Below are 19,616 nucleotides of genomic sequence, written 5' to 3'. Positions count from 1 at the left end.
ACGCCCCGAAACGTTCCGGGCGGTGGCCCCGTCCCGGTGGCCACCCAGCATCGAGAGGGATCATGGAGCCGAACGAATCGACATGTCGTATCTGCGGTGGCCGAGTACGGGAGTTCTTCGACTTCGGCCGCCAGCCGCTGTCCGACCACTTCCCGGCGGAGGAGGAGCTCGACGACGAGTTCTTCTTCCGGCTCGCGGTCGGGATGTGCGCCACGTGCACCATGGTCCAGCTGCTGGAGGAGGTGCCCCGGGACCGTATGTTCCGCTACGACTACCCGTACCACTCGTCGGGGTCCGAGCGGATGCGCGAGCACTTCGCGGCCACCGCCCGCCGGCTGATCGACACCGAGCTGACCGGGCAGGACCCGTTCTGCGTGGAGATCGGCAGCAACGACGGGGTGATGCTCCGCACGGTGCGCGACGCCGGCATCCGGCACCTGGGCGTGGAGCCCTCCGGAGGTGTCGCGGACGTGTCCCGGGCCGAGGGCGTCCAGGTGCGGACCGCGTTCTTCGAGGAGTCCACGGCCCGGGAGATCGCCGAGGAACACGGGCCCGCGAACGTCATCTACGCGGCCAACACCATCTGTCACATCCCCTACCTGGACTCCGTCTTCCGCGGCATCGACTCCCTGCTGGCTCCGGACGGCGTCTTCGTCTTCGAGGACCCCTACCTCGGCGACATCGTCGAGAAGAACACCTTCGACCAGATCTATGACGAACACTTCTACCTGTTCACGGCCCGCTCGGTGAGCACCACCGCCCAACGCTTCGGGTTCGAACTGGTCGACGTCGAGCGGCTCCCGGTGCACGGCGGCGAGGTCCGCTACACCATCGCCCGCGCGGGCCGGCGGCGGCCGAGCCCCCGGGTCGGCGAGCTCATCGCCGAGGAGAGCCGGCGGGGGCTCGCCGACCTGACGACGCTGGAGAAGTTCGGCGCCCAGGTCAAGCGGGTCTGCTGGGACCTGGTGGCCCGCCTGCGCGAGCTGCGCGACCTCGGCTTCTACGTCGTCGGATACGGGGCGACCGCCAAGAGCGCCACGGTGCTCAACTACGCGGGGATCGGCCCCGACCTGCTGCCGTGCGTCTACGACACCACGCCGGCCAAGATCGGCCGCCGGCTCCCCGGATCGCACATCCCCATCCGCTCCGCGGAGGATTTCCGGCCCCCCTACCCCGACTACGCGCTGCTCTTCGCCTGGAACCACCTGGAGGAAGTCCAGGCGCGGGAGGCGGAGTTCACGAAACAGGGGGGCCGCTGGATCCTCTACGTCCCGGAGTTCCGCATCAGCTGATCGCGGGAGCTCCGTCCCCGGGCAGCCGGACGGAGAGGGCGTGCCGGAAGACGTCGTCCGGGTCCCAGCGCTCCTTGGCCCGCTGAAGCGCGGCGTAGTTGTCCCGGAAGTACAGACGGTGCCAGGGCACGCCGCTGCGGTTGAGGTCCGGCTCGGCCAGGTCGGCGTCGGCGTAGTTCACGAAGGCTCCCCCGTAGCCGCGGCCGGGGTCGGGCACTCCGCCGGCGTCGTCGAAGAATTCCGCGTAGGACGCCCGCACCCAGTCCAGGTGGAGGGCGTCCTCTCCCTCGTCGAACCAGAACACCGACCAGTAGGTCTTGAGCACCGCGTCCCGGTGGGCCATGGCCGTGTCCGCCGGGCCGGGCCGGTTCACCTCACCCCCGTGCGAGAGCAGGTAGACCGTCGCGGCGGGGTTGTGGTAGCCGGACGTATCGGTGAGCCGCCGGTACACCAGCCGGGCCTGCCGCTCGTCCCACCCGGTGCGCAGGAAGGCGGCCTTGGACTTGAACCGGCCCTTGACCCCGGCGAACTCGTCCGGGACGAGTGTCGCCGCGAGCCATGGCAGCGTGGTCGCCGAGACCTCCGGGCGGGCGCCGACGTTCCTCGACACCTCCGCGATGAACCGGTCGGTGAGCTCCTGCGCGTCGGGCCGCGCGGCGTCGACGGCCGTCTCCAGCGTCAGGGGCCCGCCGCCGGTCCGGGGCAGGGCGAGGCTGTTGTCGAGCTGGGCGCCCGGATCGCCGGGGGCCGCGTGCCGCTCGTGCCAGGTGCCGAAGTTCCCCACGAGCGTGAGGAAGGCGGCCTCGTCGATGCTCTGCCAGTCCCAGCGCACCGTCTTGCGCAACACCGAGGCCGGTGGCCTGGGCAGCAACCGGCCCGGGTCCGCGGACCGGGAGCCGGTGTCCGCGCCGGGGGAACGGAACAGATAGCGCGTGACCAGGCCGAAGCCGCCTGCGCCCCCACCGGTGTGGGCCCACCACAGGTCGCGGTGCGGATCCGACGGCTCCCTGGTGGCCCGCACCAGCCGCGCCCGCCCGCCGGAATCCACCACCACCACCTCGACCCCGTGAAGATGGTCGACCGACAGCCCGTACCTGCGGGACAGCGCTCCGCCCCCGCCGCCGGCCACATGGCCGCCGACCCCGACCTCGGGGCAGCGTCCGGCCGGGACGGTCACGCCCCACCCGAGGTACAGGCTCCGGTACATGGTTCCGAGGGTGGCCCCCGAGTCGACGGAGAACGCGTCCAGTTCCTCGTCGTAGTACACCGACCGCATCTCGGACACGTCGATCACCGTGGTGACGGCGGGGTCGTCCACGAGCGACTCGAAGCAGTGCCCCCCGCTGCGCACCGCCAGCCGGGTGCCGTCGCGCACGCTGTCCTGCACCGCCCGCACGGCCTGCTCCGCGGTGGCCACCACCCGGATGGTGTCGGGATCGGGGCTGAAGCGGGCGTTGATGCCGCGGCCGACCAGGTCGGGGTAGCGGGGATCGTGCCGGCCGACGACGGCGGACGGCCGGACCTGTGCGTGCGGTGCCGAGGGAGCCTGCGGGTACCGGGCCACGGAAGACGCCCCTTCCAGGTGTCTGCGAACTGTCTCCGGGATGTGTCTCCGGGGACAGTAGGTGTGCCGCTCACGCTCCCTCAACGTCGCTCCAGCGTGGCGCGAGCGGCACTCCGGCAGCCGCGTCAGTGGGCGTTCTTGTTGCGGTACAGACGCATGGTCAGCGGTGCGAAGACGGCCACCAGACCGGCGGAGACGCACAGGACCAGGCCCACGTCCCAGAAGCCGGCGGTACCGTGCATGAGCTCGCGGGAGGCCGTCGCCGCGTGGCTCATCGGGTTGGCGTCGACGATGGCCTGCATCCAGCCCGGCATCGTCTCCGGCATGACGAAGATGTTGCTCATGAAGAGCAGCGGATACAGCACGATCATGCTGGTCCCCGAGACCCGCTCGGGCTCGCTGGCCACCACGCCCAGGGCGGCGAAGATCCAGCTGACGCTGAACCCGAAGACGATGAGCACCAGGACCGCGCCGAGCACGCCGAGGAAGCCGCCGTCGGGCCGGAAGCCCAGCAGCAGGCCGAGGGACACCGTGGTCGCCAGGGCGACGACGTAGCGGAGCACGTCACCGAGGAGACTGCCCGCGAGCGTCGCGGGCTGCCAGAAGGGAAGCGTCCGGAAACGGTCGAAGACGCCCTTGTGGATGTCCGTGTTGAGCGAGGTGCCGGTGTAGACCGTCATCATGACGACCGCCTGCACCGTCACACCCGGAAGGTAGAACTGCAGGTACTCCTCGGTGGAGTCCGCGAACGCCCCGCCGAACAGGTACGTGAACATCAGCAGGAAGATCAGCGGCATCAGGACGATGTCGATCAGCTGCACCGGGAAGTGCTTGAACGCCATCATCGCCCGCCACAGATGGGTCAGGGTGGCGGACACCGCCGTCGCGCGGGCCGGGCGTTCACCCGCGGACAGCACCGTCCGCAGCCGGCCGCTCTCGGCGGTCGTGGAGTCCACGGTGCCGGGGGATGTGGTCATGCCGCCTTCTCCTCTTCGGTCGCTTCCTCGGTGCTCCGGTCCTCGACCGGGTGGCCGGTCAGAGCCAGGAACACCTCGTCGAGACTGGACTGGCCGAGGGAGAAGCTGCGTACCTCCAACGGTGTGCGCGACAGCTCGGCCAGGGCCCGCATGCCCTGCCGGGGGTCGTCGATCCGTGCGGTCAGCGCCGTCGGGTCGGAGTCTCGGTGGACCGTGACGCCCAGTTCCGCGCTCAGCAGCCGTTCCGCCTCGGCGCGCGACCGGGCGTCGTGCAGGCGCAGCCGCAGGACGTTGGACCCGAGCGAGGACTTCAGCTCCCCGACGGTGCCCTCCGCGATCACCCGGCCGTGGTCGATGACCGCGATGCGGTCGGCCAGTTGGTCCGCCTCGTCGAGGTACTGCGTGGTCAGCAGCACCGTCGTGCCGGCGTCCACCAGCGCCCGGACGATGTCCCAGACCTGGTTCCGGCTGCGCGGGTCGAGACCGGTGGTCGGCTCGTCCAGGAAGAGCAGGTCGGGGGTGACCACGATGCTCGCGGCGATGTCGAGCCGCCGCCGCATGCCACCGGAGTAGGTCTTCAGGAGCCGGTCGCGGGCGTCGCCGAGGCCGAATCCGTCGATCAGTTCGGCGGCACGCTCCCTGGCCCGGGCCCAGGAGTAGCCCTGGAGCCGGCCCATCATGACGAGGTTCTCCGTACCGGTCAGGCCCTCGTCCACGGAGGCGTACTGACCGGTGACACTGATCCTGCGGCGAACCGTGTCGGGTTCGTCCGTCACGTCGTGACCGAAGACCCGGGCCGTACCGCCGTCCGGACGCAGCAGCGTCGCCAGCATGCGGATGGTGGTGGACTTGCCGGAGCCGTTCGGCCCCAGGATCCCGTAGACGAGACCGGCCGGGACGCGGAGATCCAGGCCGTCCACCGCCTTCCTCCCGTTGTAGGCCTTGACGAGACCCGACGTTTCGATGGCCCATGTCGGCTGCGTGTTCACAGAACGCCCCCCGTAGTCACATGGAGCGGACAAAACGTGCACGTTAAATGATTTCGGTCACTCGGCTTCACGTTGAGTACCGTAGCCCCCAATGAGGACACTTCATGGCCGCGATGGCCCAGCTCGCCAAGCCATTTTCCGTCGGGCGCTCCACCGGTCCTCGTGACCCACTCGAGTGGGGCGCCCGACCCTGGGGGTGCGGCCGCGGACGCCGCGAACCCAGGAGGTTGAGGTGGCCTTGTCGAAGCCGGATGTCGATGTCCTCGTGGTGGGCGGCGGTCTCGGAGGGCTGTCCACCGCCCTGTTCCTCGCCCGCCGGGGCGTGCGGGTCCTTCTGGTGGAGCGGCACGCCACCACCTCGGTCCTGCCCAAGGCGGCCGGCCAGAACCCGCGCACCATGGAGCTGTTCCGCTTCGGCGGCGTGGCCGACGAGATCCTGGCCACGGACGACATCCGCGGCGCCCAGGGCGACTTCACCATCAAGGTCGTGGAGCGCGTGGGCGGTCGCGTGCTGCACAGCTTCGCGGAGAGCTTCGAGGAGCTGGTCGGAGCGACCGAGCAGTGCACGCCCATGCCCTGGGCCCTCGCCCCCCAGGACCGGGTGGAGCCCGTCCTGGTGGCCCACGCCGCCAAGCACGGCGCGGACATCCGGTTCGCCACCGAACTGACCTCCTTCCAGGCGGGGGACGACGGTGTCACCGCCCGCCTGCGCGATCTGAACACGGGAGCGGAGAGCACCGTGGACGCCCGCTACCTGGTGGCCGCCGACGGCCCCCGCAGCGCGATCCGGGAGAGCCTGGGCATCACCCGGCACGGCCACGGCACCCTGGCCCACTTCATGGGTGTCATCTTCGAGGCCGACCTCACCGCCGTCGTACCGCCCGGCTCCACCGGCTGGTACTACCTGCAACACCCGCTCTTCACCGGCACGTTCGGCCCCACCGACCGGCCCAACCGGCACACCTTCTACGTTCGCTACGACCCCGAACGCGGCGAGACGCCGGACGACTACACACCGCAGCGCTGCACCGAGCTGATCCGGCTGGCCGTCGACGCGCCCGGGCTCGTACCGGACATCCTCGACATCCAGGCGTGGGACATGGCGGCGTACATCGCCGACCGGTGGCGCGAAGGGCCGGTGCTGCTGGTCGGTGACGCCGCCAAGGTCACCCCGCCCACCGGGGGAATGGGCGGCAACACCGCCATCGGCGACGGATTCGACGTGGCCTGGAAGCTGGCCGCCGTGCTGCGCGGCGAGGCGGGCGAGCAGCTCCTCGACAGCTACGGAGCGGAGCGGTCGCTCGTGGCCCACCTCGTCGTCGACGAGTCCCTCGCCGTCTACGCCCAGCGCATGGCCCCCCACCTGCTCGGCAGCGTTCCCGAGGAACGCGGTACGGCGCAGGTGGTCCTGGGCTTCCGCTACCGGTCCGACGCCGTCGCCGCCGAGGACGACGACCCCGAGCCGACCGAGGACCCGCGACGCCCGTCCGGCCGCCCCGGCTTCCGCGCCCCCCACGTCTGGATCGAACAGGACGGGACACGGCGTTCCACCGTCGAGCTGTTCGGCGACCGCTGGGTGTTCCTGGTGGCGCCGGAGGGCGGACCGTGGGCGCGGGCGGCCGTCCGCGCCGCCGGGGACCTGGACGTCCGCCTCGACGCCCACCTCGTCGGCCGCGACGTCGCCGATCCCTCCGGCGAACTGACGCGGACCTACGGGATCAGCCGGGCGGGAGCCTGCCTGGTGCGCCCGGACGGCGTGGTCGCCTGGCGTACGGCGGTGGCGCCCGGACCCGAGGCCCAGGACCTGCTGAGCACCCTGCTCACCCGGCTGCTGGCCCGCTGACCGGAACCTCCCGCGTCGGCGCCGCCACGGAGCGGTCCGACCCCGGGGACGCGGCTCGGGCCAGCCGGTCCGACAACTCCTGGATGTAGTCGATCAGTTCGGGCGGCTCGTGCACCTCGAACTCGATGCCGAACATCCCGATGGTGAGCGCCAGCCACTCCAGCGAGTCGGCGGCCGAACGCAACCGGCACGTCCGGTCGTCGACCGCCGTGAGGATCCCGTCACGCGGGCGGATCCGCTCCGCCACCACTTCGACCGGCGCGTGCAGGGTGACCAGCGCCCGGTAGCCGGCCAGTGAGGACGTGATCGACTGCGCCACGTAGGCCGCCGCGTCCTCGGCCGGCAACTCGCGCTGCTGGAAACGCACCCCCGTCAGCAACAGCGATTCCATGCGGTCCACGCGGAAGGTGCGCCAGTCCTGCCGCCCCATGTCCCAGGACAGCACGTACCACTTACGGTTCACGTGCACCAGACGGTACGGCTCCACCAGACGGTTGCTCGTCTCCCCGTCGCGCTTGCGGTAGGTGAACCTCAGCCGCTGCTGGTCGCGGCACGCCTGGGCCACCGACACGAGGTGCTCGGGGTTCACGGTCGGGGCCACCGTGAACATGGGAACGGTGTACATCTGGAGGGCGTTGACCCGGCTGCGCAGCCGCTTGGGCAGCACCTGCTCCAGCTTGGCCAGCGCACGGATCGAGGTGTCCTCGATGTCCGCCACGCTTCCCCCCGCGGCCGTCCGCAACCCGACCGCGATGGCGACCGCCTCGTCGTCGTCGAGGAGCAGCGGCGGAAGACTGGCGCCCGCCTCCAGCCGGTACCCCCCGCCGACGCCCGGTATGGCCTGAACCGGATAGCCCAGTTCCCGCAACCGCTCCACGTCCCGGCGCAGCGTCCGCGGACTGACCCCGAGCCGCTCCGCCAGCTTGCGCCCCGGCCAGTCCCGGCTGTTCTGGAGGAGGGACAGCAGACGGAGCATGCGGGACGGCGTCTCAGTCATGCTCCCAGAGTGGCACGGAATGCGGTCACTCCATGGCCGCGATACGGCCATGTTTTCCCTTCGCCCTCACAGGGACCCGTAGCCACTGCCCGAATCGCCTCTTATAGTCGTACGTGAGCCCGGTTGGCGAGACCACGCCAATTTTTGCCGGGAGAAGACGGGGGAGTCGATGAGTAGTACCCGGGCGCGGGCCTCAGGCACGCACTCGCCCGCACCGTCCATTCCCTGCGGATCCGCGGGCGCACCACGGAATCACCTGACCGGCAGGGCGGAACGGCCCGTCGAGGTCCGGGTGCTGCCCCCCTCTTTCCGACCGCTGCATGAACTCGGCTAATCGCTACCTGGCCATGCCAGCCGAAACTCGCACCACCGGAGATGGAGTTCCGTCGATAACCACACTGAGGGAATGTATGACCATACGGGTTGTGATTGCCGAAGAGCTGGAAATGGTCCGTGCGGGGTTGGTCCTCTTATTGGAACGTGAATCAGGCATCAAAGTGATCGCTTCCACCGGTGTCGGCAGCGATTTGATCCGGACGGTTCTGGAGTACGGCCCCGACGTGGCGGTCATCGATGTCGACCTGCACGAGCGGGAGGGCCTCCTCGCCGCCATGTCCATCCAGGAGCACCTGCCGGACTGCCGCACACTGCTCACCGCTCGATTCGCCCGGCTGGCCACCGTGCGGCAGTCACTGGCGTCCGGCCTCGGCGGCCTGGTGCTGAAGAACTCCCGCCCGGCCAACCTCGCCGATGCCATACGCAGCGTGCACGAGGGCCGCCGCGTCTTCGACACCGAATTGACGCTCGCGGCCTGGGGCAACACCGGGTGTCCTCTCACCGAACGGGAGATGGAGATTCTCCAACTCGCCGCCGCGGGGGACGACATCAAAGAGATCGCCGTCAAGCTCTCGCTCTCCCCCGGGACGGTCCGCAACTACTTGACGACGACCGTCCGGAAAATGGACGCGCGCAACCGGCTCGACGCGGTGCGCATCGCCAGTATGTCCGGCTGGATATGACCTCCGGCCACCGGCGTGGAGAACCCGTCGGCTCAGGATCCGGTGAGCGGCGCCCACCAGGAGCGGCGGTCGCGGTACCAGGCCACGACCTCGGCGAGCGAATCCCGGAAGTCCCGGCGCGGCCGGTACCCGAGCAGTGCGGTGATCTTCCCGTGGTCGACAGCGTAGCGCCGGTCGTGTCCCTTGCGGTCGGCGACGAACTCCACGGAGTCCCAGCCGGCGCCCACCTCGTCCAGCAGCAGAGCCGTCAGCTCCTTGTTGGACAGCTCGGTGCCACCGCCGATGTTGTAGATCTCGCCCGGGGAGCCCCCCTCCCTGACCAGTTCCACCGCGTCGACGTGGTCCTCGACGTGCAGCCAGTTCCGCAGATTGCCACCGTCACCGTAGAGCGGTACCCGGCCACCGCTCAGCAGGGTCGTCACGAAACGCGGAATCACCTTCTCGGGATGCTGATGGGTGCCGTAGTTGTTCGAGCACCGGGTGATCCGGACGTCCAGCCCGTGCGTGCGATGGTAGGACAGCGCCAGCAGATCACTCGACGCCTTCGTGGCCGCGTACGCGGAACTGGGGCGCAGCGGATCGGTCTCCGTGCTGGCACCGACATCGACGGAGCCGTACACCTCGTCCGTGGAGATGTGGACGAAGGTCCTGGGGGCATGGCGCAGGGCCGCGTCCAGCAGCGTGTTCGTGCCCACCACGTTGGTGCGCACGAACTCCGCCGCCCCCCGCACCGAGCGGTCGACGTGCGACTCGGCCGCAAAGTGAACGATCTGGTCGTGGTCGGCGATCAGCCGATCGACGAGCGGGGCATCGCAGATGTCGCCGTGGACGAAGGCGAACCGCTCGTCGTCGCGCAGGGGATCGAGGTTGGCCGGATTCCCCGCGTAGGTGAGACTGTCCAGCACCGTGACTTCGACCGAGCGGTCGCCGCGCGGACCGAGCAGGGCGCGGACGTAGTGCGAGCCGATGAAGCCGGCGCCCCCGGTCACCAGGATTCTCGTTGTCATGAGGAGATCTCCACCTTGCTGTCGTCACCGAGGATGAGACGGGAACCCGCGGGTACACGGGGGGCCGGCGAGACGGTCACGTTCCGGCCCAGGAGCGAGTGCTGGACCCGGCGCGTGCCCGTGAGCCGGGAGTCGCCCAGCATGATGGAGAACTCGATCTCGCTGTCCTCGATCGAGCAGTTCTCCGCGATCGACGTGTAGGGCCCGACGTACGAGCCCGTCACCACCGTCCCGGCCCCGATGACCGCGGGCCCCACGATGCGCGACGCCCGGATCTGGGCGCCCGCCTCGATCCGCACCCGCCCCACCAGTTCGCTCGCCGCGTCGACCCGGCCCTCCGTACCCGGCTCGATCCCGTCCAGCACGGAGCGGTTCACCTCCAGCATGTCGGCGACGTTTCCCGTGTCCTTCCAGTAACCGGAGATGATGGTGGACCGCACGTCGTAGGGTCCGTCGAGGAGCCACTGGAGGGCGTCCGTGATTTCCAGTTCGCCGCGCCACGACGGTGTGAGGGTGCGCACCGCCTCGTGCACGACCGGCGTGAAGAAGTAGATCCCGACCACGGCCAGATCACTGCGGGGGTGCCTCGGCTTCTCCTCCAGCGCGACGACCCGGCCGTCCCGGCCGACCTCCGCCACACCGAAACCGGACGGGTCGGAGACACGGGTGAGCAGGATCTGGGCGTCGGGGCGCTCCGCGCGGAACTTGTCGACGAGGTCCGCGATGCCGCCGACCACGAAGTTGTCACCGAGATACATGACGAAATCCTCTTCGCCGAGATAGTCGCGGGCGATGAGGACGGCGTGGGCCAGGCCCAGGGGCGCCTCCTGCGGAAGGTAGGTGACGCTGAGCCCGAATCTGTCGCCGCTCCCGACGGCCTTGCGGATCTCGTTGGCCGTCTCCCCGACGACGATGCCGACCTCGGTGATGCCGGCCTGAGCGATGTCCTCAAGGACGTAGTAGAGGACTGGTTTGTTGGCCACCGGTACCAACTGCTTGGGAGACGTGTGTGTGAAGGGCCGCAGGCGCGTGCCCGAACCCCCGGACAGGACGAGAGCCTTCATGTCGCCGGAGCCTAGGCGGCGCCGCTCAAGCCCAACTGGTGTACCGGTCGCGGGCGCGCCGTCCCGGCCCGGGGCGGCGTGCGCCCGCCGGCGCGACGGACCGGTGTTCAGGTGCACCTGCGGGCCGACCGGGCCCCGGCTTCACGGACCACCCGCCGCGCCTGGGGAACAGGCCGGCCTCGCACCGTATGCGCGGTGCGGTCCCCGGCAGTGCCGCCCTGGTGCTCGCCGTGGCCGCTGACCGGATCGGTCGTCGGTGCGGTCAGCGGCGAGACCTTGCGGATGTCAGGCCGTGAGCGGGTGAACCGAACGTTCCGCATGAGCGGTTCGTGCACCGGTTCAGCCGGGAGGAGCCAGGGGGGTCGGCGCCGGCTCGTGTGCGAGGGCTGGTTGCTCCGCAGGAACGGAAGAACGGCTGCGCACCGCGCACGACGCCGACCGCGTGGCCGTCACGGAGGACGGCCGGCTGACCGGACTCGGCACGCACGACGCCCTGGTGGCGGCCGACGGCGCGTACGCGGCGCTGTGGCGCTCCTGGCACGGGGACCGGCCCACCGCCCTCCCTTAACAGTTCGAATATCGAACGTTAACACCCGGACAACGAACGGTTTCCGGCCAAAGTTCTGACGCGCTCCTGACAAGGACTGTGGTTCCCTGCCACTCTTCCCACGGCCGCTCCACAGCAACCCCACCGCGCCGTCCACCGCTGTCCGGCGGCCACGGCTCAGAGCACTTCCGTTCTGCCCGGCCGGCCCACCCGCCGTCCGGTCCTCCCCAGGCCGCGCGATCCGCGGCCACGCAGAAGGAGTCCGCGTTGAGAAGCAGGTCGTCCCACAGACGCGCCCCCCACACCACGCACCGCCGTGCCGCCGCCGTCGCCCTCGCCGGGGTGGCCGCGCTGATCGCCACGGCCGTGCAGTCCGGCAGCGCCACCGCCGCCCCCGAGCGGACGCCGGCGGCCGCGAGCAAGGCGAAGCCGGGTTCGGAGTCGGTCCGGCTCACCCCCGCCCAGCGCGCCGCGCTGATCCGCGAGGCGAACGCCACCAAGGCGGAGACCGCGAAGGACCTCGGTCTGGGCGCGAAGGAGAAGCTCGTCGTCCGTGACGTCCTCAAGGACCGCGACGGGACCGTGCACGTCCGCTACGAGCGCACCTACGACGGCCTGCCCGTCCTCGGCGGCGACCTCGTGGTCCAGGGCGACACGGCCGGCGAGGCCGACGCCGTCGTCAAGGCCACCCGGGCCGCGGTGAAGCCCGCGACCACCACCGCCACGGTGCCGGCCGCGAAGGCCGAGCAGCAGGCCCTGTCCGCCGCGAAGGCGGAGGAGGCGAAGGGCGCCGACGTCGACCGCGCCCCGCGCAAGGTGATCTGGGCCGCCGGGGGCGAGCCGGTCGTGGCGTACGAGACGGTCGTCGGCGGGCTCCAGCACGACGGCACCCCGCAGGAGCTGCACGTCGTCACCGACGCCACCACGGGCGAGAAGCTGTACGAGTGGGAGGCCGTCCAGAACGGAACCGGCCACACCGTCTACAGCGGCACCGTCGACCTGACCACCACCCAGTCCGGGTCGTCGTACAACCTCACCGACGGGGCGCGCGGCGGGCACAAGACCTACAACCTGAACCGGGGCACCTCCGGCACCGGCACGCTGTTCTCCGGCTCCGACGACGTCTGGGGCAACGGCAGCCCGTCCAACCTGGAGTCGGCCGCCGCCGACGCCCACTACGGGGCCGCGCTGACCTGGGATTACTACAAGAACGTGCACGGCCGCAGCGGCATCCGCGGCGACGGCGCGGCCGCCTACTCGCGGGTCCACTACGGCAACAACTACGTCAACGCCTTCTGGTCCGACAGCTGCTTCTGCATGACCTACGGCGACGGCTCCGGCAACGCCAACCCGCTCACCTCGATCGACGTCGCCGCGCACGAGATGACCCACGGTCTGACCTCGAACACCGCGGGCCTCAACTACAGCGGCGAGTCCGGCGGCCTCAACGAGGCGACCAGCGACATCTTCGGCGCGACCGTCGAGTTCTACGCCAACAACTCCTCCGACGTCGGTGACTACCTCATCGGCGAGGAGATCGACATCAACGGCGACGGCACCCCGCTGCGCTACATGGACAGGCCGAGCAAGGACGGCGCGTCCAAGGACAGCTGGTACTCCGGCATCGGCTCGATCGACGTCCACTACTCGTCCGGCCCCGCCAACCACTTCTTCTACCTGCTGAGCGAGGGCAGCGGCACCAAGACCATCAACGGTGTCGCCTACGACTCGCCCACCTCCGACGGCCTCCCGGTCACCGGCATCGGCCGCGCCAAGGCGGAGAAGATCTGGTTCCGCGCGCTGACCACGAAGTTCACCTCCACCACCAACTACGCGGGTGCCCGCACCGGCACCCTGGCGGCGACCGGTGAGCTGTACGGCACGGACAGCGTCGAGTACAAGGCGGTGCAGGACGCCTGGGCGGCCATCAACGTCGGCTCGCGCTCCGGCGACGGCGGTGGCGGCGGTACGTCCTTCGAGAACAGCGCCGATGTCCCGATCCCGGACGCCGGGTCCGCGGTGACGTCCTCGATCACCGTCTCCGGGCGGACGGGCAACGCGCCCTCCAACCTCCAGGTCCCGGTGGACATCGTGCACACCTACAGCGGTGACCTGGTCGTCGACCTGCTGGCCCCGGACGGCACGGTGTACAACCTGCGCAACCGCACCGGCGGCTCCGCGGACAACATCAACCAGACCTTCACGGTCAACGCCTCCTCCGAGACCGCCAACGGCACCTGGAAGCTGCGGGTGCAGGACGTGGCGCGGTACGACACCGGCTACATCAACGGGTGGAAGCTCACCTTCCCGTAAACCGGACACGCAGTGCGTGAGCGGCGCCCCGCCTTTCCCCGAGGCGTGGGCGCCGCCCTACTCTTGGGTCCCATGTCTTCGGCGGACTTCACCTACGACCACGTCGGCGGGACCCGGGAACCCGGTTTCTGTCCTCCCGGCTTCCACCCGATGCGCGTCCGCACCCGCCTCGGCGAGGGCGAGGCGGTCTTCCGGCAGGCCGCTCGGGCGCTGCTCACCTGGGAGCTGCACCGGGAGCTGGGGGTCGGTGTCGAGACCGCCGCAGACCGTGCGGCCCCGGACGTCGACGTGACCATCACCCTCGCCGGGGTCGTGAAGGCGCCCTGCCGGGTGGTGTGGACGGTGGAGGAGCACCGCAGGGCCGGCTGGGCGTACGGCACTCTGGCCGGGCACCCCGAGTGCGGCGAGGAGTCGTTCGTCGTGGACCGCACCGGTGACGGGACGGTGTGGCTGACGGTGGAGGCGTTCAGCAGGCCGGCCCGCTGGTACTCCCGTGCGGGCGGCCCGGCCACCCGCGCGATGCAGCACGCGTACGCACGCCGTTGTGGAAAGGTGCTGCGCCGGCTGGCCACGCGGGGCGTGGAACAGGACTGACGCCCGCATGCCGACCCCCGCAGCCTGCGGGCAGTCGTGTCTCGCCATGCCGACCCCGGCAGCCTGCGGGCAGTCGTGCCGCTGGGGCGGCACGGGTGGGCGCTGGGGGTACCCCCTCTGGGGGGAGGCACCCCCAGCAGGCCGCGCCGCCACCCCCGCCGCCCACGGTCAGTCGCCCCCGCCGCCCCTTCCCTCCCCCACTCTCGGCTTCGCTCGAGCGGGAGGTACCCCCATCGTTCCTGGGGGCTGCGCCCCCGGCCCCCCTTCGGCCCTGAACGGGCCGCGTCCTCGAACTCCCCCAGAGGGGGCACCCCGGACGGGCTGACAGCGCCTCACCTCATCAGTAAGCCCGCCGCCTCCACCACATCCTCCGACGGCACCGCCACCAGCCCCAGCTCCGCCCCGGACGCCAGCAGCCGGTGCCCCGGCAGAATCCGCACCGTGTACCCGAAGGGCCCCGTCCGGTCCAGCACCAGCGGCCCCTCGTACACCCACCGCCCCTCCGGATCGGGCGCGCCCACCGGCTTCAGCGGCACCGCCGCCGCATCGGTGATGCGGTCCTCCTCGTCCACCCGCCCGGAGACCGCCTGCACCTCGACGTCCTCCGGTTTCAGACCGCCCAGCCCCACCCGCACCCGCAGCGCGAGCGTGGTGCCGAGTTCCGCCGTGGCCGCGGTGGCCGCGGTCACCGACGTCTCGACGTGGTCGACGGTCACCCCGTGCCAGGCCGCCCGCACCCTCGCCTTCCACCCGGCGAGCTCCCGCGCGGAGTCCGGGTCCATCGCACGGTGCGCGTGCGCGGCGGGCGCGTACAGCCGCTCCACGTACTCCCGGACCATCCGCCCGGCCAGCACCTTCGGGCCGAGCAGGCTCAGCGTCCGGCGCACCATCTCGATCCACCGGTCCGGCAGCCCGCCGCGCCCCCGTTCGTAGAAGCACGGCGTGATCCGCTGCTCCAGCAGGTCGTACAGCGCCGCGGCCTCTATGTCGTCGCGCCGGTCCGGGTCGGTGCCCGCCCCGTCGGCCGTCGGGATCGCCCAGCCGAAGTCGGGCTGGAACCACTCGTTCCACCAGCCGTCGAGCACGGACAGGTTGAGGCAGCCGTTGAGCGCCGCCTTCATCCCGCTGGTGCCGCACGCCTCCAGCGGCCGGAGCGGGTTGTTCAGCCAGATGTCGCAGCCGGGGTAGAGCTTCTGCGCCATCGCCATGCCGTAGTCGGGCAGGAACACGATCCGGTGCCGCACGCGCGGGTCGTCGGCGAAGCGGACCAGCTCCTGGATGAGCCGCTTGCCGCCGTCGTCCGCCGGGTGCGCCTTGCCCGCGACCACGATCTGCACCGGCCGCTCGGGGTGCAGCAGCAGCTCCGTCAGCCGGTCCCGGTCGCGCAGCATGAGCGTGAGCCGCTTGTACGACGGGACGCGCCGGGCGAAGCCGATGGTCAGCACGTCCGGGTCGAGCACCCCGTCGATCCAGCCCAGCTCGGCCGTGCCGGCGCCGCGCTGCCGCCAGGAGGCGCGCAGCCGCTCGCGCACCTCGAGGACCAGCAGCTCCCGCAGGGACCGGCGCAGCTCCCAGATGTCCTGGTCGGCGATGTCCACGACGGAGTCCCAGCGGTCGGAGTCGCCGACGCTCAGCGCCTCCTCGGCGCGCTGGGCGCCGATCTGCCGGGCGCCGAGCCGGAACACCTCGGGGGCGACCCAGGTGGGCGCGTGCACGCCGTTGGTGACGGAGGTGATGGGCACCTCCTCGGGGTCGAAGCCCGGCCAGAGTCCGGCGAACATCTCGCGGCTGACGTCGCCGTGCAGCAGGGAGACGCCGTTGGCGCGCTGGGCCAGGCGCAGGCCCATCACTGCCATGTTGAACAGGCCGGGCTCACCGCCGGGGTAGCTCTCCGTGCCGAGCCGGAGGATGCGGTCGACCTCCATGTTCGGCAGTTCGGCGTGCGGGCCGAAGTGCCGGGCGACCAGTTCGCGGTCGAAGCGGTCGATGCCGGCCGGGACGGGCGTGTGGGTGGTGAACACGGTCCCCGCCCGGACCGCCTCCAGGGCCGCGTCGAAGTCCAGCCCCCCGGCGCGCAGTTCGGCGATGCGCTCCAGGCCGAGGAAGCCCGCGTGACCCTCGTTGGTGTGGAACACCTCGGGTGCGGCGTGCCCGGTGAGCCTGCAGTACGCGCGCACCGCGCGGACCCCTCCTATGCCGAGCAGCATCTCCTGGAGCAGCCGGTGCTCGCTGCCGCCGCCGTAGAGCCGGTCGGTCACCCCGCGTTCGCCGAGGTCGTTCTCCTCGACGTCGGAGTCGAGCAGGAGCAGCGGGACCCTGCCGACCTGGGCCAGCCAGATCCGGGCGCGCAGGGAGCGGTCGCCGGGCAGGGCGAGGGTGACCTGGGCGGGGGTGCCGTCGGGCTCCTCGAGCTGGTCCAGGGGCAGCTCGTGGGGGTCGAGGACGGGATAGTGCTCCTGCTGCCAGCCGTCCCGGGACAGGGACTGGCGGAAGTAGCCGTGCCGGTAGAGCAGGCCGACGCCGATGAGGGGGACGCCGAGGTCGCTGGCGGCCTTGAGGTGGTCGCCGGCGAGGATGCCGAGTCCGCCGGAGTACTGCGGCAGCGCGGCCGTGATGCCGAACTCCGGGGAGAAGTAGGCGACGGCGGCGGGCAGCCGGTCGGTCTGCGCCTGGTACCAGCGGTCGCCGGTCATGTAGGCGTGCAGATCGCCGGCGACCGCGTCGAGGCGGTCCAGGAAGTCACGGTCACCGGCCAGCTCGGTGAGCCGCCCGGTCGCCACGCTGCCGAGCAGCCGTACGGGGTCGCGGCCGGCGGCGGCCCAGCGTCCGGGGTCGACGGAGCGGAACAGGTCGCGGGTCCCGGCGTGCCAGGACCAGCGCAGATTGCGGGCCAGGTCACTGAGGGGACGCAGGGGTTCGGGGAGCACGGGTCGGACGGTGAATCGACGGATCGCCTTCACAAGCCACCTCGACGGGTTCGTGAGAGACGCGGTGCGCGTCCGGGCATCGTGGCCGACAGTACCGGCGCGGACACGCACCGCGCGGGAAGCCGGGGGACACGGGTACCTCCGTATCCCCAACCAAACGATTCACCTCATGGCGGATATGGCCGATTCCGCCCCCATGGGCGTTCTTGTCGCGCTTCACCCCGCACGAGACGCTTCCCCTTTGACGCACCGGCCCGCGCCGGACGCGCCGAGTGGAGGAGGGGAACCCGGACCATGTCACGGACGCGAAGGCGGCGTCCGCGTCGGGCGGGGGTCATGACGGCGGTGCTGTGCACCGCGGCGGTCTCGGCCGCCACCCTGCCCGCGCACGCCGCACCACAGGGACGGATACTCGGTGCCGGGGCACCCGGCTCCGTGACCGGCAGTTACCTGGTGACGCTGGAGGAGGGGACGGCGGCCCGCTCGGCGGCGGGCAGGGACCTCGCCGAGGGGTACGGGGCGAGAATCAGCCACACCTACGGCACGGTGCTCAACGGGTACGCCGTACGGGCCGACGCGAGACAGGCCGGGCGCCTGGCCGCCGATCCGCGGGTCGCCTCGGTCGTCCAGGACACGCGCGTCGCCCTGGACCGCACGCAGAAGCATCCTCCGTCCTGGGGCCTGGACCGGATCGACCGGCGCGACCTCCCGCTGGACAGGCGTTACGCCTGGCCGGAGTCGGCGGGCGCCGGGGTGACGGTCTACGTGATCGACACCGGCGTACGGACCACGCACCGGGACCTCGCCGGACGGGCCCTGCACGGCTGGGACTTCGTCCAGGACGACCGGACCGCACAGGACGGCAACGGACACGGCACGCACGTCGCCGGGATCGTCGCGGGCGCCTCGTACGGGGTCGCCAAGAAGGCGCGGATCGTCTCCGTGCGCGTCCTGGACGACGCCGGCTCGGGCACCACCGCCCAGGTGATCGCCGGCATCGACTGGGTCACCCGGAACGCGAGGAAGCCCGCGGTCGCCAACCTCAGCCTCGGCGGCTTCCACAACGCACAGCTGGACGCCGCCGTCCGCACCTCCATCGCCTCCGGTGTCACGTACACGGTCGCCGCGGGCAACGAGGGCGGGCCGGCCGCGCTGTACTCGCCGGCGGGCGTGAAACAGGCCGTCACGGTCGGCGCGACCGACCGGCAGGACAAGAAACCGGCCTTTTCCAACTTCGGTTCCGCCCTCGACCTGTTCGCCCCGGGGGTCTCGATCACCTCGGCCTCCGCCGCGAGCGACACCGCGCGGGTCGCCCACTCGGGCACGTCGATGGCGTCCCCGCACGTGGCGGGCGCGGCGGCGCTGTATCTCGCCGAGCACCGGCGGGCGACCCCGGCCCAGGTGGCGAACGCGCTGGTCAAGGGCGCGGCGAGCGGGAAGGTGGCCGGGCGCGGGCTCGGTTCGCCGAACCGGCTGCTCCAGGTTCCGCGCGCGTAGCGGCACCCGCGCGGGACACCCGGGGACCGGCCGCCGGGACGGCACCGGTGACCGTGGGAGCGGGCCCACCACGGACCGGCTCCGTCCCGTGCGGACGGGGCCGGTCTTGTGTGTCGACATACGCGTGAGTAGTTAACAAAGCGCCGGATTGCCCACCCGAACAGTGTGGGAAGGCTCCTGCGGGTACCCCCTCAGCAGCACCACGCAGGACCCACCTCCCCACAGTCATCCGCCCACCCACGTTGACGCGGACAGGAGCGGTCATGCCCGCCAAGCACCACTCGTCATCCCCCCCGACCCCAGGCTCCCGCACACCCGCGGAGCGCGGCGCCGGATCCCCTCCGGTCCGCCCGGCCGAGACCGGTCCCCCGCCGGCGTCCTCCTCCGCGACGCCGGCTCCCGCGCGCCCGTCCACGGGCCCCGCGACCGCCGTGGGGCGCATTCCCGTCCTCGACGTCCGGCCGATGGTCCGGCAGGGGCGGCGGCCCGCGAAGGCCGTGACCGGTGAGACGTTCGAGATCTCGGCGACCGTGTTCCGGGAGGGGCACGACGCGGTCGCCGCCGATGTGGTGCTGACGGACCCGGAGGGACGCCGGGGGCCGTTCACGCCGATGCGGGAGCTCGCGCCCGGCACGGACAGGTGGGGGGCGACCGTCACCGCCGGGGAGCCGGGGCTGTGGACGTACACCGTGGAGGCGTGGGGCGATCCGGTCACCACCTGGCGGCACCACGCGCAGATCAAGATCCCGGCGGGCATGGACACCGAGGTCGTCCTGGAGGAGGGCGCCCGGCTGCACGAGCGGGCGGCGGCCCAGGTGCCCGACTCCGGGTCCAGGAGCGTCCTGCTCGCCGCCGTGGACGCCCTGCGCGACGAGAGCCGTCCGGCGGCGTCCCGGCTGGCGGCGGCGTTGACGCCGGAGGTGGACGCGGTGCTGGCCCGGCACCCGCTGCGGGAGCTGGTCACCAGCAGCGACCCGCTGCCGCTG

The 19,616-nt window shown here is 71.4% G+C and carries 15 protein-coding genes and 1 pseudogene; 9 read left to right on the top strand and 7 right to left on the bottom strand.

What is annotated here, in order from left to right; all coding sequences use genetic code 11:
- Positions 1 to 62: 62 nt before the first annotated feature.
- Complete coding sequence (locus AB0A94_RS04105; protein ID WP_361738530.1) at positions 63 to 1,292, top strand: class I SAM-dependent methyltransferase; 1,230 nt, start codon at positions 63 to 65, stop codon at positions 1,290 to 1,292.
- On the opposite strand, the gene AB0A94_RS04100 is transcribed toward AB0A94_RS04105, so the two are convergent.
- From AB0A94_RS04100 to drrA, 3 genes are all read right to left on the bottom strand, one after another.
- A complete protein-coding gene (locus AB0A94_RS04100) occupies positions 1,285 to 2,856 on the bottom strand; it encodes an FAD-binding protein (RefSeq protein ID WP_361738527.1) in 1,572 nt (523 codons plus the stop codon). The genes AB0A94_RS04105 and AB0A94_RS04100 overlap by 8 nt on opposite strands.
- 125 nt (positions 2,857 to 2,981) lie before the next feature.
- Positions 2,982 to 3,833, bottom strand: a complete 852-nt coding sequence (gene drrB / locus AB0A94_RS04095) for a daunorubicin/doxorubicin ABC transporter permease DrrB (RefSeq protein ID WP_361738524.1) — start codon at positions 3,831 to 3,833, stop codon at positions 2,982 to 2,984.
- Entirely contained in the window at positions 3,830 to 4,822 is a 993-nt protein-coding gene (gene drrA / locus AB0A94_RS04090) for a daunorubicin/doxorubicin transporter ATP-binding protein DrrA (RefSeq protein ID WP_361738521.1), read from the bottom strand. Before drrA ends, drrB begins: the two co-directional genes overlap by 4 nt.
- 238 nt (positions 4,823 to 5,060) lie before the next feature.
- On the opposite strand from drrA, the gene rdmE reads away from it, so the two are divergent.
- Positions 5,061 to 6,665 (top strand): aklavinone 12-hydroxylase RdmE, encoded by a 1,605-nt coding sequence (gene rdmE / locus AB0A94_RS04085; RefSeq protein ID WP_361738518.1) that lies wholly within the window; start codon positions 5,061 to 5,063, stop codon positions 6,663 to 6,665.
- On the opposite strand, the gene AB0A94_RS04080 is transcribed toward rdmE, so the two are convergent.
- On the bottom strand, positions 6,643 to 7,662 hold the full coding sequence (locus tag AB0A94_RS04080) for a YafY family protein (RefSeq protein ID WP_361738515.1): 1,020 nt from the start codon (positions 7,660 to 7,662) through the stop codon (positions 6,643 to 6,645). The genes rdmE and AB0A94_RS04080 overlap by 23 nt on opposite strands.
- A 425-nt stretch (positions 7,663 to 8,087) precedes the next feature.
- Between AB0A94_RS04080 and AB0A94_RS04075 the strand changes: the two genes are divergently transcribed.
- Positions 8,088 to 8,681, top strand: a complete 594-nt coding sequence (locus AB0A94_RS04075) for a response regulator transcription factor (protein WP_361738512.1) — start codon at positions 8,088 to 8,090, stop codon at positions 8,679 to 8,681.
- Positions 8,682 to 8,713: 32 nt separating this feature from the next.
- Here the strand turns inward: AB0A94_RS04075 and rfbB are convergent, their stop codons facing one another.
- Together rfbB and AB0A94_RS04065 are read right to left on the bottom strand one after the other, a co-directional pair.
- The gene (rfbB, locus tag AB0A94_RS04070; RefSeq protein ID WP_361738509.1) at positions 8,714 to 9,688 is read right to left on the bottom strand and encodes a dTDP-glucose 4,6-dehydratase; all 975 of its coding nucleotides are present in this window, start codon (positions 9,686 to 9,688) and stop codon (positions 8,714 to 8,716) included.
- Entirely contained in the window at positions 9,685 to 10,752 is a 1,068-nt protein-coding gene (locus AB0A94_RS04065) for a glucose-1-phosphate thymidylyltransferase (protein ID WP_361738506.1), read from the bottom strand. Before AB0A94_RS04065 ends, rfbB begins: the two co-directional genes overlap by 4 nt.
- Positions 10,753 to 10,997: 245 nt before the next feature.
- Between AB0A94_RS04065 and AB0A94_RS04060 the strand changes: the two are divergent.
- The 4 genes and pseudogenes from AB0A94_RS04060 to AB0A94_RS04045 form a co-directional block, all read left to right on the top strand.
- Positions 10,998 to 11,168: pseudogene (locus tag AB0A94_RS04060) on the top strand (IS701 family transposase); the annotation flags it as partial.
- Positions 11,169 to 11,194: 26 nt separating this feature from the next.
- On the top strand, positions 11,195 to 11,320 hold the full coding sequence (locus AB0A94_RS04055; RefSeq protein WP_361738503.1) for a hypothetical protein: 126 nt from the start codon (positions 11,195 to 11,197) through the stop codon (positions 11,318 to 11,320).
- A 246-nt stretch (positions 11,321 to 11,566) separates the two neighbouring features.
- Positions 11,567 to 13,612, top strand: coding sequence for a M4 family metallopeptidase (locus AB0A94_RS04050; RefSeq protein WP_361738500.1), 2,046 nt, complete (start codon positions 11,567 to 11,569; stop codon positions 13,610 to 13,612).
- Positions 13,613 to 13,684: 72 nt separating this feature from the next.
- Positions 13,685 to 14,206, top strand: a complete 522-nt coding sequence (locus AB0A94_RS04045; RefSeq protein ID WP_361738497.1) for a DUF1990 domain-containing protein — start codon at positions 13,685 to 13,687, stop codon at positions 14,204 to 14,206.
- Between the two features lie 332 nt (positions 14,207 to 14,538).
- Here AB0A94_RS04045 and AB0A94_RS04040 read toward each other — a convergent pair whose 3' ends face one another.
- Complete coding sequence (locus AB0A94_RS04040) at positions 14,539 to 17,166, bottom strand: glycosyltransferase family 1 protein (RefSeq protein WP_361738494.1); 2,628 nt, start codon at positions 17,164 to 17,166, stop codon at positions 14,539 to 14,541.
- Between the two features lie 261 nt (positions 17,167 to 17,427).
- Here AB0A94_RS04040 and AB0A94_RS04035 point away from each other — a divergent pair, with 261 nt between their 5' ends.
- On the top strand, positions 17,428 to 18,630 hold the full coding sequence (locus tag AB0A94_RS04035; protein ID WP_361738491.1) for a S8 family peptidase: 1,203 nt from the start codon (positions 17,428 to 17,430) through the stop codon (positions 18,628 to 18,630).
- Between the two features lie 263 nt (positions 18,631 to 18,893).
- On the top strand, positions 18,894 to 19,616 hold a 723-nt coding region (locus tag AB0A94_RS04030; RefSeq protein ID WP_361738488.1), incomplete at its 3' end, for a maltotransferase domain-containing protein.

This window comes from Streptomyces sp. NPDC044984, assembly GCF_040646935.1.
In the GTDB taxonomy this organism is placed as follows: domain Bacteria; phylum Actinomycetota; class Actinomycetes; order Streptomycetales; family Streptomycetaceae; genus Streptomyces.
This window is presented reverse-complemented; position numbering and strand designations above follow the sequence as displayed.